Source organism: Nocardioides sp., assembly GCF_034670285.1.
Lineage (GTDB): Bacteria > Actinomycetota > Actinomycetes > Propionibacteriales > Nocardioidaceae > Nocardioides.
On sequence record NZ_JAXMNS010000032.1, the window covers coordinates 1 to 14,739 of the forward strand.

The 14,739-nt window shown below is 70.8% G+C and carries 12 protein-coding genes; 2 read left to right on the plus strand and 10 right to left on the minus strand.

The window, feature by feature from the left end:
- Positions 1-73: 73 nt before the first annotated feature.
- The 4 genes from VOI19_RS02885 to VOI19_RS02900 are packed head-to-tail and all read right to left on the minus strand — an operon-like array spanning position 74 to position 2,496.
- On the minus strand, positions 74-709 hold the full coding sequence (locus VOI19_RS02885; RefSeq protein ID WP_323791452.1) for a YigZ family protein: 636 nt from the start codon (positions 707-709) through the stop codon (positions 74-76).
- Positions 706-1,485, minus strand: a complete 780-nt coding sequence (locus VOI19_RS02890; RefSeq protein WP_323791453.1) for a sulfite exporter TauE/SafE family protein — start codon at positions 1,483-1,485, stop codon at positions 706-708. Before VOI19_RS02890 ends, VOI19_RS02885 begins: the two co-directional genes overlap by 4 nt.
- Positions 1,486-1,513: 28 nt before the next feature.
- Positions 1,514-1,837: an AzlD domain-containing protein gene (locus VOI19_RS02895; RefSeq protein ID WP_323791454.1), complete on the minus strand. Its 324-nt coding sequence runs from the start codon at positions 1,835-1,837 to the stop codon at positions 1,514-1,516.
- Entirely contained in the window at positions 1,834-2,496 is a 663-nt protein-coding gene (locus tag VOI19_RS02900; RefSeq protein WP_323791455.1) for an AzlC family ABC transporter permease, read from the minus strand. The genes VOI19_RS02895 and VOI19_RS02900 overlap by 4 nt, the downstream gene beginning before the upstream one ends.
- Before the next feature lie 91 nt (positions 2,497-2,587).
- Between VOI19_RS02900 and VOI19_RS02905 the strand changes: the two genes are divergently transcribed.
- Positions 2,588-4,063, plus strand: coding sequence for a xanthine dehydrogenase small subunit (locus VOI19_RS02905; protein ID WP_323791456.1), 1,476 nt, complete (start codon positions 2,588-2,590; stop codon positions 4,061-4,063).
- Entirely contained in the window at positions 4,060-6,741 is a 2,682-nt protein-coding gene (locus VOI19_RS02910) for a xanthine dehydrogenase molybdopterin binding subunit (protein WP_323791457.1), read from the plus strand. Before VOI19_RS02905 ends, VOI19_RS02910 begins: the two co-directional genes overlap by 4 nt.
- A gap of 354 nt (positions 6,742-7,095) precedes the next feature.
- Here the strand turns inward: VOI19_RS02910 and VOI19_RS02915 are convergent, their stop codons facing one another.
- The 6 genes from VOI19_RS02915 to VOI19_RS02940 all read right to left on the minus strand — a co-directional run.
- Positions 7,096-8,808, minus strand: a complete 1,713-nt coding sequence (locus tag VOI19_RS02915) for a choice-of-anchor P family protein (RefSeq protein WP_323791458.1) — start codon at positions 8,806-8,808, stop codon at positions 7,096-7,098.
- Positions 8,809-8,813: 5 nt separating this feature from the next.
- Positions 8,814-9,521 carry an ABC transporter ATP-binding protein gene (locus VOI19_RS02920; RefSeq protein WP_323791459.1) on the minus strand — a complete coding sequence of 236 codons (708 nt, stop codon included), beginning with the start codon at positions 9,519-9,521 and terminating at the stop codon, positions 8,814-8,816.
- Positions 9,521-10,360 (minus strand): ABC transporter ATP-binding protein, encoded by an 840-nt coding sequence (locus VOI19_RS02925; RefSeq protein ID WP_323791460.1) that lies wholly within the window; start codon positions 10,358-10,360, stop codon positions 9,521-9,523. The genes VOI19_RS02920 and VOI19_RS02925 overlap by 1 nt, the downstream gene beginning before the upstream one ends.
- Positions 10,357-12,381, minus strand: a complete 2,025-nt coding sequence (locus VOI19_RS02930) for an ABC transporter permease (protein WP_323791461.1) — start codon at positions 12,379-12,381, stop codon at positions 10,357-10,359. The genes VOI19_RS02925 and VOI19_RS02930 overlap by 4 nt, the downstream gene beginning before the upstream one ends.
- Before the next feature lie 2 nt (positions 12,382-12,383).
- Positions 12,384-13,880, minus strand: a complete 1,497-nt coding sequence (locus tag VOI19_RS02935) for an ABC transporter substrate-binding protein (RefSeq protein WP_323791462.1) — start codon at positions 13,878-13,880, stop codon at positions 12,384-12,386.
- 46 nt (positions 13,881-13,926) lie between these two features.
- The coding region (locus VOI19_RS02940; RefSeq protein ID WP_323791463.1) for an ABC transporter substrate-binding protein at positions 13,927-14,739 on the minus strand (813 nt) is incomplete at its 5' end.

Genomic DNA, 14,739 nt, shown 5'->3' on the forward strand with positions numbered 1-14,739 from the left:
GAGGAGGTAGCCCGCGCCGAAGTCGGCGAGCGCGGTGTTGAGGTCTGCGACGTCCACCGGGATGCTCATGGCCTCAACCTACGTCGACCCAGCGCTCCCCGACCCGGGTCGCCTCCATCCGCCCACCGGTGAGCTCGGCGAGCGCGGCGTGCAGCGTCTGCTCCTGGTCGGGCTCGACCCCTAGGAGCAGCGAGACGTCGGCGCCGTAGCCGGTGTCGAGAACGACCATGCCTCGTGCCCGCAGGTCGCTCTCGATCCGGCCGGCCTCCGCGTGCCCGACCGTGAGGTCGAGCTCGTGGAGCAGGGCGCGTTCGCGGGTGCCGGCCTGCTCCACGGCGACCCGCACCGCGTCGGAGTAGGCGCGCACGAGTCCTCCCGCGCCCAGCAGCGTGCCCCCGAACCACCGGGTCACGACGGCCACGACGTCGGCGACCTCGGCTCCCCGCAGCACCTCGAGCATGGGCGCCCCGGCGGTGCCGGACGGCTCCCCGTCGTCGTGGGCGCGCTCGACCTCACCGTCGGGGCTGCCCGGTCCGAGCACCAGCGCCGAGCAGTGATGCCGCGCGTCGCGGTACTCGGCTCGAAGACGCTCGACGACGGCGCGGGCATCGTCCTCGGTGGCGACCCGCTCGACGACACACCTGAAGCGCGACCGCTTGACCTCGATCTCGGCGACCGCGTCACGACGGATCGTGCGGTAGCGGCTCACCACAGCCCGACGACCTCGCCGCCGATGCGCACGATGAAGGCCGAGACGACCAGCATGAAGAAGACCCGCACGAAGCCGGCGCCGCGCGCGACCGCCGTACGGGCTCCGAGGTAGCCACCGATCAGGTTGGCCGCCCCCATCACCAGGCCGACCTTCCACAGCACCGCGCCCTGCGGGACGAAGACGCACAGCGCAGCGAGGTTGGTGGCCCAGTTGGCCATCCGTGCCTTGGCGCTCGCCTCGAGAAAGCTGTAGCCCAGCAGCCCGACGAGGGTGAAGACGAAGAAGCTGCCGGTGCCGGGACCCAGCGCGCCGTCGTAGAAGCCGATGGCCAGTCCGGTGAGCATCGCGATCGAGGTGTGCCGGTGCCCCACGTGCCGGAGCATGGTGTCGCCGCCGAGGTCGGGCTTGAAGAGCACGTAGGCGCCCACAATCACCAGCGCTGCGAGCACGATGGGGTCGAAGGCCTGGCCGGGCAGCCGGCTCGCCAGCGCCGCCCCGCCGGCCGAGCCGACGAAGGCGAAGAGCATCAGCGGACCGAACGTCTTGGGGTCGGGGCGCACCCGGCGGTAGTAGGTCACCGAGCTGACACTCGTGCCGCAGATCGAGGCGAGCTTGTTGGTGGCGAGCACCTGCACCGGGCTGGCGCCCGGCAGGCCGAGGAGCAGGGCCGGCAGCTGGATCAGTCCGCCGCCGCCCACGACGGCGTCCACGAACCCGGCCGCGAGGGCCGCCAGCGCCAGGAGCGCCAGCACCTGGAGGGTCGGGTCACTCACTGCTCACTCACGCGGGCGAACGTACCTCTCAGCCGACTGCCCGCAGGGCAGCGGTCACCGCCACCGCCACGACGACGGCCAGCAGCATCGGTCGACCACGCCAGAGCAGGAAGCCGCCGACCGCGACGCCGACGGTGCGCGCATCGACCTGCAGAGCGGGTCCGTCGGCGAGTGTCGACGTCGCCACCAGGGCGGCGAGGACGACGGCCGGCAGCAGCACCAGGACCTTCGTCGCCGCCGGCGGGAGGGCACGGCCCCCGAGGACCACCGGACCGAAGGCCTTGATCACCACGGTCACGACCGCGATCAGGCCGATCAGGAGCCACAGGTGGTCCTGCGCCGGGCCGGTCATCGCGCCAGCCCGATCAGGGCGACAGAGGCCGCGACGAGGATCGGCACGCCCGGAGGCACGAACGGCACCAGCGCCAGGGAGACCACCGCCCCGACGAGAGCGACCCGGCGCGAGGCCGGTCGCCGCAGCTCCGTGACCAGCAGGGCGAGGAAGAACGTCGGGTAGATGGCGTCCAGCCCCAGCCGCTCGACGTCGCCGAGCAGGTCGCCGCTGAGCGCACCGACCAGCGTGCCGGTGACCCAGCCGACGTACTGCGGGGCGCTGGCGCCGAAGAGGACCCACCGGTCGAAGGTGCCGTCGCCGTTGTTGGCGACCGCCCACGACGGATCGACGTTGGCCTGGCCCTGGAGGGCCCGGCTCACCGGGCCGCCCGGGAGCGAGGGCGCCAGGGCTGCGCCCATCGCCAGGAAGCGGGCGTTCATCAGCGTCGCGGCGAGCACGCCCGGCAGGACGCCGCCACCGGCCGCGACGATCGCCGTCGCGGCGAACTGCGCAGCACCGGCGTTGACCAGGACCGACATCACCACCGCCTGGAGGGGCGAGAACCCGGCCTGCACGGCCACCACGCCGAAGGACGACGACAGCAGGAACGCCACCGCGGCGAAGGGGATCCCCAGACGTGTTCCGCGCCTGAACGAGAGGCGTTCGGCGGCAGACACCCCGTGAGACTAGAGGGCGCGGCCGCGAGCGACGCGCGTGTGGCGTCGGTCACTCCTAGACTGATCGCCTGACGAGGACGGGCGGGCTCAGATGGACGAGGGATCGGCGGGGGTCACGGACGACGGCGTCCGGATCAACGTCAACGGGCGATCACTGCCGCTGGGTGACGCACGCGTGCACACCTCGGCCCTCGACTGGCTCCGCGAGCAGGGTCTGACCGGAGCCAAGGAGGGCTGCGCGGAGGGCGAGTGCGGCGCCTGTGCGGTCATGGTCGCCCGTCCTGACCCGCTCGATCCCGACGCGACGCGCTGGATCGCGCTGAACGCCTGCCTGGTGCCCGCCGCGTCGCTGGACGGGCAGGAGGTCGTCACCGCCGAAGGTCTCGGCTCCCCCACCCCGCCCGAGTCGCTGCACCAGGTGCAGCACGAGATGGCGGTCCGCGGGGGTTCGCAGTGCGGCTACTGCACGCCCGGTTTCGTGTGCAGCATGGCCGCAGAGTTCTACCGCCCTGACCGTTCCCCCGGGGCCGGCACCGACGAGGTCGGGGCCAACGGCTTCGACCTCCACGCCCTGAGCGGCAACCTGTGCCGCTGCACCGGCTACCGACCGATCCGCGACGCCGCCTTCGCCCTCGGCGCCCCCGCCTCCGACGACGTCCTGGCCACGCGCGCCGGCTCCCCGGCTCCGGCCCCGGCTCCGACCCGACTCACCGACCCGGACGGCGTCTTCGTGCGCCCGCGCGACCTGGACGAGGCGTTGCGGCTCCTCGCCGAGCACCCGGACGCCGTCCCTGTCGCGGGCTGCACCGACCACGGCGTCGAGGTCAACCTGCGCGGACTGCGCGCGCCGTACGTCGTGGCGCTGGACCGGCTGTCCGAGCTGCGCGGGCTCGTGGTCACCGACGAGGCGATCGAGGTGGGTGCGGCACTGACGCTCTCGGAGATCGAGGCCAGGCTCACCGGCGAGACGTCGGTGCCGCTGCTGGAAGCAGCGCTCCCGCAGTTCGCCTCGCGACTGATCCGCAACGGCGCGACGCTCGGCGGCAACCTCGGCACGGCCTCCCCGATCGGCGACACCGCACCGGCCCTCCTCGCGCTCGACGCCACGCTCGTGCTGGTGTCGCTCGACGGCGAGCGCGAGGTGCCGCTGGCGTCGTACTTCACCGGCTACCGCGAGACCGTGAAACGACCCGACGAGCTGATCCGTGCCGTTCGCATCCCCCGACCGCTCGCCGGGGTGACGGGCTTCCACAAGATCGCGAAGCGCCGCTTCGACGACATCTCCGGGGTGGCGGTCGCGATCGCGCTCGACGTCAGCGACGGGGTCGTGGCGCGGGCCCGGATCGGCCTGGGCGGGGTCGCCGCGACGCCGCTGCGGGCCCTCGCCACCGAGACGTCGCTGACCGGACAGCCTTGGGACGGCGAGACCGTCGCCGCGGCAGCCACGGTGCTGGCCACCGAGGGCACCCCGATCGGCGACCAGCGCGCGAGCGCGGCCTACCGCGCAGCGATGCTCGGCCAGGCGCTGCCCCGGCTGTGGCACGAGAGCCAGGAGGTCGCCCGATGAGCGCCGAGGGCAGCGACCTGTCGCGTCTCCCGCAGCGCGAGGTCGCCGTCGGCCTCGACGTCCCTCACGAGAGGGCCGCCCTGCAGGTCACCGGCGCCGCGCTCTACACCGACGACCTGGTGCAGCGCACCCACGGCGTGCTGCACGCCCACCCGGTCACGTCACCCCACGCCCACGCCCGCGTGACGGCGCTGCGCACCGACCCGGCGTACGACGTGCCCGGCGTCGTGCGCGTGCTGACCGGCGTCGACGTGCCCGGGGTCAACGACGCGGGGGTCAAGCACGACGAGCCACTCTTCCCCGACGAGGTCATGTTTCACGGCCACGCCGTGTGCTGGGTGCTGGGCGAGACCTTGGAGGCAGCCCGACGAGGTGCCCTGGCCGTCGAGGTCGACTACGAGCCGCTGCCCGCGATCATCACCGTGGCCGAGGCGATTGCTGCCGAGAGCTTCCAGGGCGGCCGGCCGACGCTCGCCCGTGGCGACGTCGAGGCGGCCCTCGCCGGCGCCGACCACGTCTTCAGTGGCGCGATCGACTTCGCCGGTCAGGAGCACTTCTACCTCGAGACGCACTGCTCGCTGGCGCACGTCGACGAGGCCGGCCAGGTGTTCGTGCAGTCGAGCACCCAGCACCCGACCGAGACGCAGGAGATCGTGGCCCACGTGCTCGGGCTCGCCAGTCACGAGGTCACCGTGCAGTGCCTGCGGATGGGAGGCGGGTTCGGGGGCACGGAGATGCAGCCGCACGGCTTCGCCGCGATCGCCGCCCTCGGCACCCGGCTCACCGGACGACCGGTGCGGCTGCGCCTCACCCGCCAGCAGGACATGGCGCTGACGGGCAAGCGTCACGGCTTCGACGCGCAGTGGCGCGTCGGGTTCGACGAGTCCGGCCGACTGGTGGCCCTCGACGCGACCCTGACCTCCGACGGCGGGTGGAGCCTCGACCTGTCGGAGCCGGTCCTGGCCCGAGCGCTGTGCCACGTCGACAACGCCTACTGGATCCCCGACGTGCGCTTCAACGGTCGCGTCGCCCGCACCCACAAGACGTCGCAGACGGCCTTCCGCGGCTTCGGCGGCCCGCAGGGCATGTTCGTGATCGAGGACATCCTGGGCCGGTGCGCGCCGCTGCTCGGCCTCGAGCCGCGCGAGCTGAGGCGCCGCAACTTCTACGTCGACGACCAGGAGACGCCGTACGGCCAACCGGTGCGGCACGCCTCGCGGATCACCGCCGCCTGGGACCAGCTGATCGACACCGCCGACATCGCGGCGCGCGAGGCCGCGGTGACGGCGTACAACGTTGCGCACGAGCACACCAAGCGCGGGTTGGCGCTGACGCCGGTGAAGTTCGGCATCTCGTTCAACTTCACCGCCTTCAACCAGGCCGGCGCGCTCGTGCACGTCTACAAGGACGGCTCGGTGCTGATCAACCACGGCGGCACCGAGATGGGCCAGGGCCTGCACACCAAGATGATCCAGGTCGCGGCCACCGCGCTGGGGGTCCCGCTCTCGCGGGTGCGACTCGCACCGACCCGGACCGACAAGGTGCCCAACACCTCCGCGACGGCGGCGAGCTCGGGCGCCGACCTCAACGGTGCGGCGATCAAGGATGCGTGCGACCAGATCACCGCCCGGCTGCGCGAGGTCGATGCCGGGCGAGGGCTTCCCTGGGACGAGCTCGTGCGCACGGCGTACTTCTCCCGCGTGCAGCTGTGGGCGGCCGGCTTCTACAAGACCGAGGGGCTCCACTGGGACTCCACCATCATGCGCGGGCACCCCTTCAAGTACTTCGCCTACGGCGTCGCCGCGGCCGAGATGGAGGTCGACGGCTTCACCGGCGCCTACCGCACCCGGCGCGTCGACATCGTGCACGACGTCGGCGACTCGTTGTCACCGCTGATCGACCTCGGTCAGATCGAGGGCGGCTTCGTGCAGGGTGCCGGGTGGCTGACGTTGGAGGACCTGCGCTGGGACTCCTCCGACGGTCCTGGCCGCGGACGGCTGACCACGTCGTCGGCCAGCACCTACAAGCTGCCGTCGTTCTCCGAGATGCCGGAGGTCTTCAACGTCGCGCTTCTCGAGAAGGCCCACGAGGACGGCGTCGTCTACGGCTCGAAGGCGGTCGGCGAGCCGCCCCTGATGTTGGCCTTCTCGGTGCGCGAGGCGCTCCGCGCAGCGTGCGCGGCCTTCGCGCCGGACGGCGCTCCTGTGAGCGTCGACCTCGCGTCGCCGGCAACTCCCGAAGCGGTCTTCTGGGCGGTCCAACAGGCGCGACACCCGGAGGCTGAGCAGGCGAGGAACGAGCCGTCGACGAAGCCCCGGGAGCCGGTAAAGAAAGCCGTGCGCGTCACGGCGCTTCGCCTACGCTCGCTGGCGCTCGCTGCTCAGCCTCCGAGGCTGCTCGACGAGCACACCGAACCGCATCGTGGTCGGGGCGAGGTCGGTCAGGGCTTGCAGACGCGGCACTCGGTGAGGCCGGTGCGGCCACCGCCGGGCTCGAGGTCGTCGCGGTGCGCGATCAGGGCGCAGTCACGACGGTGCAGCGTCGTGCCGTTGCCGGCGGTCACCGGGAGGGCGGCGACGTCCGCGACGGGCGAGTGCGTGGCCGCGGCTGCCGACGTGACGTCGGCCAGCACCAGCAGGGTGTCGGCCAGGCGCTGCGAGGACTGCTGGTTGTCGTAGGCGATCCGCGCCAACCAGGCACCGAAGTAGAGGAACCCACCGAGGAACGTGATCGCCAGACCGAGGAACCCGCCCGAGGCGGTGTAGGCCTCCCGCTCGAAGTCGTAGACCGAGTTGGCCACGCCGTAGTAGCCGAGCAGGATGACCACGATGCCCAGCGGCATCATGATCGCGCCGGCCCAGAAGAGCACCGTCTGCAGCAGCTGGGCGTTGTTGCCCTTGATCGGCGAGACCCCGGAGCCGCGGCCCGCACCGGCGCGGGGCAGGCTGCTGGTGCCGGCGCCCATCCGACTGCCGGAGGCGCGCTCCGGCTGGGTCGACGAGCTGGTCGGGGCCGTGGTGTGAGTGCTCATGTCAGCTCATCTTTCGCAGGTCGGGGAGGCCGGAGGTGAGGCCGTGCGGGCAGGACGCCGAGCCACCGAGCGCGGCGAGACCGAGACGTCGTACGTAGGAGCCGAACAGCGAGGCCAGCCCGACGCCCAGCAGGATCATCAGGGTCGGGATCGAGAACAACGCCGGCAGACCGGGCTGCTGGGAGGCCACCACCGGGACGATGTCGCCGCTGTCGGTCGTGGTGGTCGGCGACTCGCCGATCGGTGCGCTCGAGTCGGGCGCCGCCGAGTCGGTGCCACCCGTGGAGACGCTGCTCGAACCGCCGCCGGACGGAGCCGCAGGCTGCTCGGCGGTCTCGGGCTCGGTCACGGGGATCTCGACCTCGGGGATCACGATCGGCTGGGAGGTGTCGACGTCGCTGGAGGACGTGCCCAGGACGAAGACGATGCGGGGCGAGAGGTTGGCCGCCGCCTGCACGAGGGACCGGAGGTCCTTGGCGTCGTCGGGGATGGACCCGGCGAGGGTGTTGAGCAGGTCCGTCACCGGTCCGAGCTGCGACTTCAGCGCGGTGGTGTCGAAGTCGAGCACGAGGCCGCGCACGAGCGCCGTGGCAGCGTCGCCGTCGGTCGTGAGCTGCGGCTTGGGCGTCGAGATCTTCAGTCCGATCGTCTCCAGCGCCTTGGCGGCGTCGTCCGGCAGACCGGGGATCTTGTCCTTCTGGCCCACCGCCTCGTAGCCGTCGGTGCCGTAGCGGAACCGCTGGCCGAAGGCGACCAGGTCGCCGTAGACGGCCTCCCCCTCGGCCTTGCCCTTCTTGCCGTCACTGGTCGTGCGCGCGAGGGTCTTGACGCCCTCGATCGTCACCAGACCACCGAGGAGGCTGATGTTGCCGACGTTGGCACGAGACTGGGAGAGCGCGATCTTGTCGGACGACGTCCGGCTGATCGAGCTGAAGCCTCCGGTGTCGAGCAGCACCGAGAGCTCGGGCGGGAGCAGGGGCGTGGGCGGGGGCTCCTCCGCCGCGCGGGCCCGCATCGGGGCGGCGCTGCTGCCAAGCAGGCCGCCGAGGCCGCCGGACGCGTTCGGGAGGTTCTCGAGGATCTCGTCGAGGGGCGTGCCGGTGCCACCCTCGCCGTTGCCGTCGTTGCCGCCCTTGGTGTCGTCCTCGTCCTTGACCTCACCGTCGGTGGAGTACCCGTTGCTGGCGACCGCGAAGTCCTCCTTGGCGGTGGCGCGCTGCACGGTGCCGGGGAACGGCTCGTCGGTCTCGCTCTCGGGCCCTCCGGGGAAGACCGCGTTGACCTGGACCGCATAGCCCTGCTCACCGAGTGGGCCGGAGATCTCCTCGGGGAAGCCGAGGTTCTCGACGATCGTCTTGAACCCCTCGCCCACCGAGTCGCCGGGCCACAGATAGCTGGCGCGGGAGCGAGCGCTGGTCGAGTCCGCGACGATGGCGGAGTAGCCGTAGTTGAGCTCCGCCTGCGGGCTCGCCGGGATCGGGATCGTCGGTTCGTAGATCTCGACGCGGATCGGCGAGCCGCTCGCGGTGCTGGCGTAGCCGGCGTACCCCGGGTCGGCCGCCTGCTTGAGCTGAGGCGCCACTCGCTCGGTCGGCGAGGCTGCCTCGACCGGGCTGACACCGAACGGGAGCATCGCGCCGATCACGGCGGCTGCCGCCAACGGGAGGCTCACGCGCCGCCGGGACGTTGCCTTGGTGCCCTGAGTGGTGGTCATGGTGCTCATGCTGCTCCTCCGAGGATCACGTCGGACATGGTTTCGAGGACTTCGTCGGGTTCGCCGGTCGCAACGATGCGACCGCCGGACATCACCGCGGCGTAGTCGGAGACCCGTAGGGCCGTGCGAGCGAACTGCTCGATGCAGAGGATCGAGACGCCGGACTCGGCGATCTGCTGGACGGTGTCGTAGAGCTCGTCGACGATCAGCGGGGCCAAACCCATGGAGAGCTCGTCAAGGAGCAGGAGGGCCGGGTCGGAGGCCAGCGCCCGCGACATGGCCAGCATCTGCTGCTCTCCGCCCGACATCGTGCCGGCGAGCTGCTTGCGCCGCTCGGAGAGCCGCGGGAAGTAGGCGTAGGCCGTCTCGAGGACCGCCTCGGTCGAGACCCCGGCGTACGACATCAGGGTGAGGTTCTCCTCGACCGTGAGGTTGGGGAAGACCGAGCGACCCTCCGGCACGGTGCACAGCCCGAGCCGGGCCAGCTCTTCCGGAGCGGCGTTGCGCACGTTGACGCCACCGAGGTGGATGTCGCCGCCGGTGGCTTCCTTCTGCCCGGAGATCACCTGCACCAGGGTCGACTTGCCGGCGCCGTTGGGCCCCAGCAGGGCCATCACGGCCCCGCGAGGCACCGTGAGGTTGACGCCGCGCAGCACCTCGATGCGTCCGTAGGCGGCCGTGACGTCGCACAGCTCGAGGATCGGCACGCTCATCAGGAGACTCCTTCTGTCGCAGACACTGCGGGGATCACCAGGGTCTGGTCGTCGTGTCCCGCGGCGTGGGAGCCGACCGGCTGGTCGTCCTGGTCGTCCTGGTCGTCGTCGCCGTCGTCGGCGTAGCCGAGGTAGGCCTGCTGCACACGCTTGTCGGCGCGGATGGCGGCCGGGTCGCCGACCGCGATCACCTCGCCGAAGTCGAGCACCCGGATGGTGTCGCAGACGCCCATGACGAGGTCCATGTCGTGCTCGACCATCAGGATCGCGCGGCCCTCGGCGGCCAGGTCGCGAAGAAGCTCGCCGAAGGCATCGGTCTCGGTCTCGTCGAGGCCCGAGGAGGGCTCGTCGAGGAGCAGCAGCTGGGGGTCACCGGCCAGGCAGCGGGCCAGCTCGAGGAGCCGGGCGGTGCCGGTGGGGATCGAGTCGGCGCGGTCGTCGGCGTACGACGCGATGCCGACCCGCTCGAGGAGGTGGTCGATGTCGGCGCGTGCGGGCTTGAGCATGCCCTTGACGCCGCGGTGGATGTCGAGGGCCACGCGGACGTTCTCGCGCACCGAGAGCGACCCGAACGCCTCGAGGCGCTGGAACGTGCGGCCCATGCCGCGCTTGGAACGCCGGTGCACCGGCACCGACGTGACGTTCTTGCCGTCGAAGTGGACCTTGCCCTTCGTGGGGCGCTGCAGGCCGCTGATGATGTTGAAGCACGTCGTCTTGCCGGCACCGTTGGGACCGATGAGGCCCGTCACGTGACCGGCCTCGGCCTCGAAGCTCGCATGGTTGACCGCGGTCACCCCACCGAACTGCATGACGACGTCGTCGACCTCGAGCAGGCTCATCGGGACTCCTTCGATCCAGCGGCGACCGGGATACCGTCGCCTCGCGTGTCGTCGATCTCGTGGGCGGACCCGTCGACGGGCTCGTCGGCAGACACGGCCACCGTGGCCCCGCCGAACGAGGAGCGCCGTGGCGGGAGCGACGGCAGGTTGAGGTCGACCCGGGCCATCACCTTGGCCCGCAGCATCCGACCGAGTCGGAAGAGCAGGTTGGCCAGACCGTTGGGGTCACGGCCGGCGAAGACGGCGCCGAAGCCGATGATCAGGAACACGATGCCGCCGGCCACCGGGCTGGACCCCGACAGCACCGGCAGGAGCATCAGGCCGATGCCGCCCAGCGTCGCGCCGGTGACGGAGGTGATCCCGAAGACCACGGCGAGCAGGAGCAGCGGCAGGCTGTTGAAGTACTGGAAGTCGGCCGCACCGATGGTGCCGCGCAGGCCGGCGAACAGCGCCCCTGCCAGGCCGGCAACGCCGGCGGACAGACCGAAGAGCGCGACCCGCGCCCAGCGCAGGTCGAGCCCGAGGGTGCCGCAGGCGGCCGGGCTGTCGCGCATGGCGACCAGGAGCCGTCCGAGCACACCGCGGCGCAGGATCAGGATGCCCATGGCCACGAGCACGAAGAAGACGCCCATCACCATCACGTAGGCCTGCGTGGTCTCGACGGTGTTGCCGAAGAACGACATCCGCTTGGCCTCCAGCGCGCCACCGAAGCCGAAGGCACGCTCGTTCTGGAAGACCACCTTGTCCATGAGCACGCCGAACGCCAGCGTCGAGAGCGCGAGGTAGAGCCCGGTCAGGCGCAGCACCGGAAGCGCGACCAGCGCACCGACGCCGACGGCGATCAGCGCGGAGAGGAGCAGGCCGATGAGGTTGGGCGAGTCGAGCTTGGCGTAGGCCAGCGCCCCGACCCCGGCAAAGGTGAGCTGGGCGAGCGAGACATGCCCGCCGTAGCCGGTCAGCAGCACCAGCGAGAGCATCACCATCGCGTAGGTCGCTGCCGTGCCGACCAGCAGCAGCCGCGCCTCGGGCATCGGCGAGACCACGACGAACATCGCGATCAGGAACACCACGCCGGTCACCGCCATCCGGGGCACCGTCGGCACCGGGGCCGACACGATGCCCTTGACCTGACCGATCCGCAGCTGTGCCTGCGGCAGCAGCACGAGCGCGGCGAAGAGGAACAGCGGCGGGACGACCGGACGGATGTCGGCCAGGAAGCTCTCGGTGGGGATGTAGCCCAACGCCATCGAGTCGACGATGCCCAGCCCCATGGCGCCGGCGAAGGTCAGCGGAAGGCTCTTCAACCGACCGACCATCGCTGCGGCGTAGGCGTTGATGACCAGCAGAGTCAGCTCGAAGTAGCCCAGGCCGACCACCGGGACGAGGAGGATGCCGGCCAGTGCGGCCAGGGAGATGCCGATCGCCCACGACAGCGCGGCGACGGTGTCGGGCTTGCCGCCGTAGAGCTTGAGCAGCTCGGGGTTGTCGACCGAGGCACGCATGGCCGTGCCGATGCGGGTGCGGGTCAGGAGCATGTAGAGCGCGACCGCCACGGCGATCGAGGCCAGCACGGTGATGACCTGCTGGGCCGTCACCACGGTCTCACCGATGCCGAAGCTCTTGTCGTTCCCGGTCTCGTCGGACAGCAGCGGCGGCACGAAGCGCGGCTCCGGCGGCCAGATCGCGGTCGCGGCGCCGATCAGTCCGACGAACAGCCCGACCGTGACGACCAGCGACACGCTGACCGGGGAGTCCCCGAGCCCGCGCGCCACGAAGCGCTGGATGAGGAAGCCGATGAGCGGCGCCACCACGAAGAGCACCAGAGCCAACGACAGCCACACCGGCAGGCCCTGCCGCTGGGAGAAGTCCCAGAACAGGAACGCCATAACCATGCCGAAGGCGCCGTGGGCGATGTTGAAGACCCGCGTGGTGGTGTAGGTGAGCACCAGGCCGCTCGCAGCGATCGCGTAGGCCGAGCCGGTGAAGATGCCTGGAATCAGATAGGCGAGGAACTTGTCCATGCTCAGCCTCCTAGTCCGGTGCTGACCAGGTCACCGCAGAGGTAGTTCCCCTTCGACACCTGCTTCCAGCTGCCGCCGGTGAGTTGAATGATCTTCAGGCACTTGCCCGTCTGCTTCGGCCCCACGCCCTGCGGACCGTGCAGGCCGTTCCCGGTCCAGTTGTTCACCTTGGCGACCTTGCCGATCATCGCGGGGCGGGTGAGGTCACCGCCGAGCTCGAGGGCGGTGTCCAGGAAGAGCCGCGCGGCCGACCATGCGTAGGCGCCGAAGAAATTCGGGTCGGCGCCCGGGCTGACCTGCTCGAGCCAGGCGCGGTAGAGCTTCATCTCCGGGTTGCTGGTGTCGTCGAACAGCGCGGTGCTGGAGTAGGCGTAGGAACCTTCGGCGACGTCGCCGGCCTGCTCGACGTACCTGGCGTCGTAGATCGTGGAGTCCTGGAGGTAGATCTCGGGCTCGAAGCCCTGCTGCTTCATCGTCTGCTGGATCTTGATCGTGGTCTGGTAGGGCCCCACGTAGTAGACGAGCTCGATGCCCCGGTCCTTCATCTGCTGCACGTAGGGCGCGAAGTTGAACTCCGCGACGTCGATGCCCTGGAAGTAGTTGACCTTCCACCCCCGGGTCTCCCACGCCTTCTTGAAGGAGGCAGCGTTGACCGGTGCGGCGCCCGCGTTGACGTACATCAGGGCGACGTTTTGGGTGGCCGACTTGTTGACGCTGGAGAAGTAGTCGGGCAACGCGTCCGGCACGAGACCGGGCGCCAGCGACTGGGCCGAGAAGCACGTCTTGCACTTCGACCGCTCCGGGTTGACCGAGGTGGAGCGCACGTCGGGCAGACCGCACTCCTCGGCCGTCGCAGCGCCACCGGAGTCGAAGGCCGACATCGACCCGACTGCGGCGAACGTCTCCGTGCACGCCCGGGCATAGGCCTGCTGGTCGGCTCCGGCATCCGCACGCGAGTCGAGCTCGAGCAGCTTGATCGAGCGTCCGCACAGCTTCTGGGTCGCGTTGAAGTAGGTGACGTAGGCCTTGGTGGCCTGGCGGGCCGACTCGAAGATCCCCGGGACGGGGCCGGAGATGTCGGCGACGTTGGCCAGGGTGATCGTGGACGCCGTCACGCCGGGCTGGTCGTCGTCGAAGCCGTCGCACGAGGCCGCGCTCGGGCCGCCGTCCTCCGACTCGGGAGCGGACGTCGGCGCGCCGGGCGCAGAGCCGCCGTCGGGGTCCCCCGGGCTGCCGGAGTCGACCGGACCGCTGGCACCCACCGGACCCCCGCCGACGTCCGGGACCTCGCCGCCGGAGTCCGGGATCGCGCCCGGGTCGCTGCTGGGGTCGAGGTCGGTCACACCCACGCCGGGATCGAGCACGTCGCCGCCGCTCGCGGCCTGCCCACTCGCAGAGACCCCCGCCAGGTCGGCAGGGTCGAGCTGCGAGCCGCAACCGGCCAGCGCGAGGCTCGCGGCCAGCGCGAGGGCTGCCGCGCGGCGCCGGGTACTGATCATCAGGTCTCCGTGAGTGAGGTGTGAGTAGGCAGGATCGGTCGGGTTGCTACTTGGCCGAGGAGAGCCCGTTGCAGGTGTACTTCGTGCTGCCGTCGGGCTTCCACTGACCGCCGGTGAGAGTGACGAAGCGCCAGCACTCTCCGGTGCCCTTGCTCCCCACCGGCTGCGGGGCGTGCATGCCGTTGGCGGTCCAGTCGTTGACCTTCCTGACCTCGGCCAGGAGCGTCTCGCGGGACAGCTTGCCGCCGAGCTTGGTGGCGAGCTCGGTGAAGAGCACGCCTGCCGACCAGGAGAAGGCCCCGAAGAACGCGGGGTTGGCACTCGGCTTCACGGCCTGGAGCGACCCGACGTAGCGAGCGGTCTCGGGGTTGCTCCCGACCTCCTCGAAGGGGGTGAAGTTCATGAAGACCGTCGTGCCCTCACCGGCGGAGCCGGCCTGCTCGACGAACTCCGGGTTGTAGTCGGTGGGGTCGCGCATGTAGAGCTCGGGCTTGAAGTTCTGCTGCTCCATCGCCTTGAGCATCCGGGCCGAGTATTGGTAGGAGGTGGTGAAGAAGACGACCTTGATGTCGTTGTCCTTCATCTGCTGCACGTAGGTCGAGTAGTTGAACTCCGAGGTGTCGATCCCCTGGAGCACCGGGAACTTCATTCCCCGCCGCTCCATGGCGTTCGTCTGGGCCGTCGCGTTCTGCGCAGCAGCGCCGGCGTTGGTGTAGAAGTACGCCGCCTTCTGCGCCGAGGCCGCTCCGACCTTCGACTTCACGAAGTCCGGGACGGCGTTCTCGAAGAAGTTCGTGTTGACCGCCTGGACGCCGAAGCAGGTCGTGCAGGCGTTGCGCTCGAAGGAGATCGGAAGAGC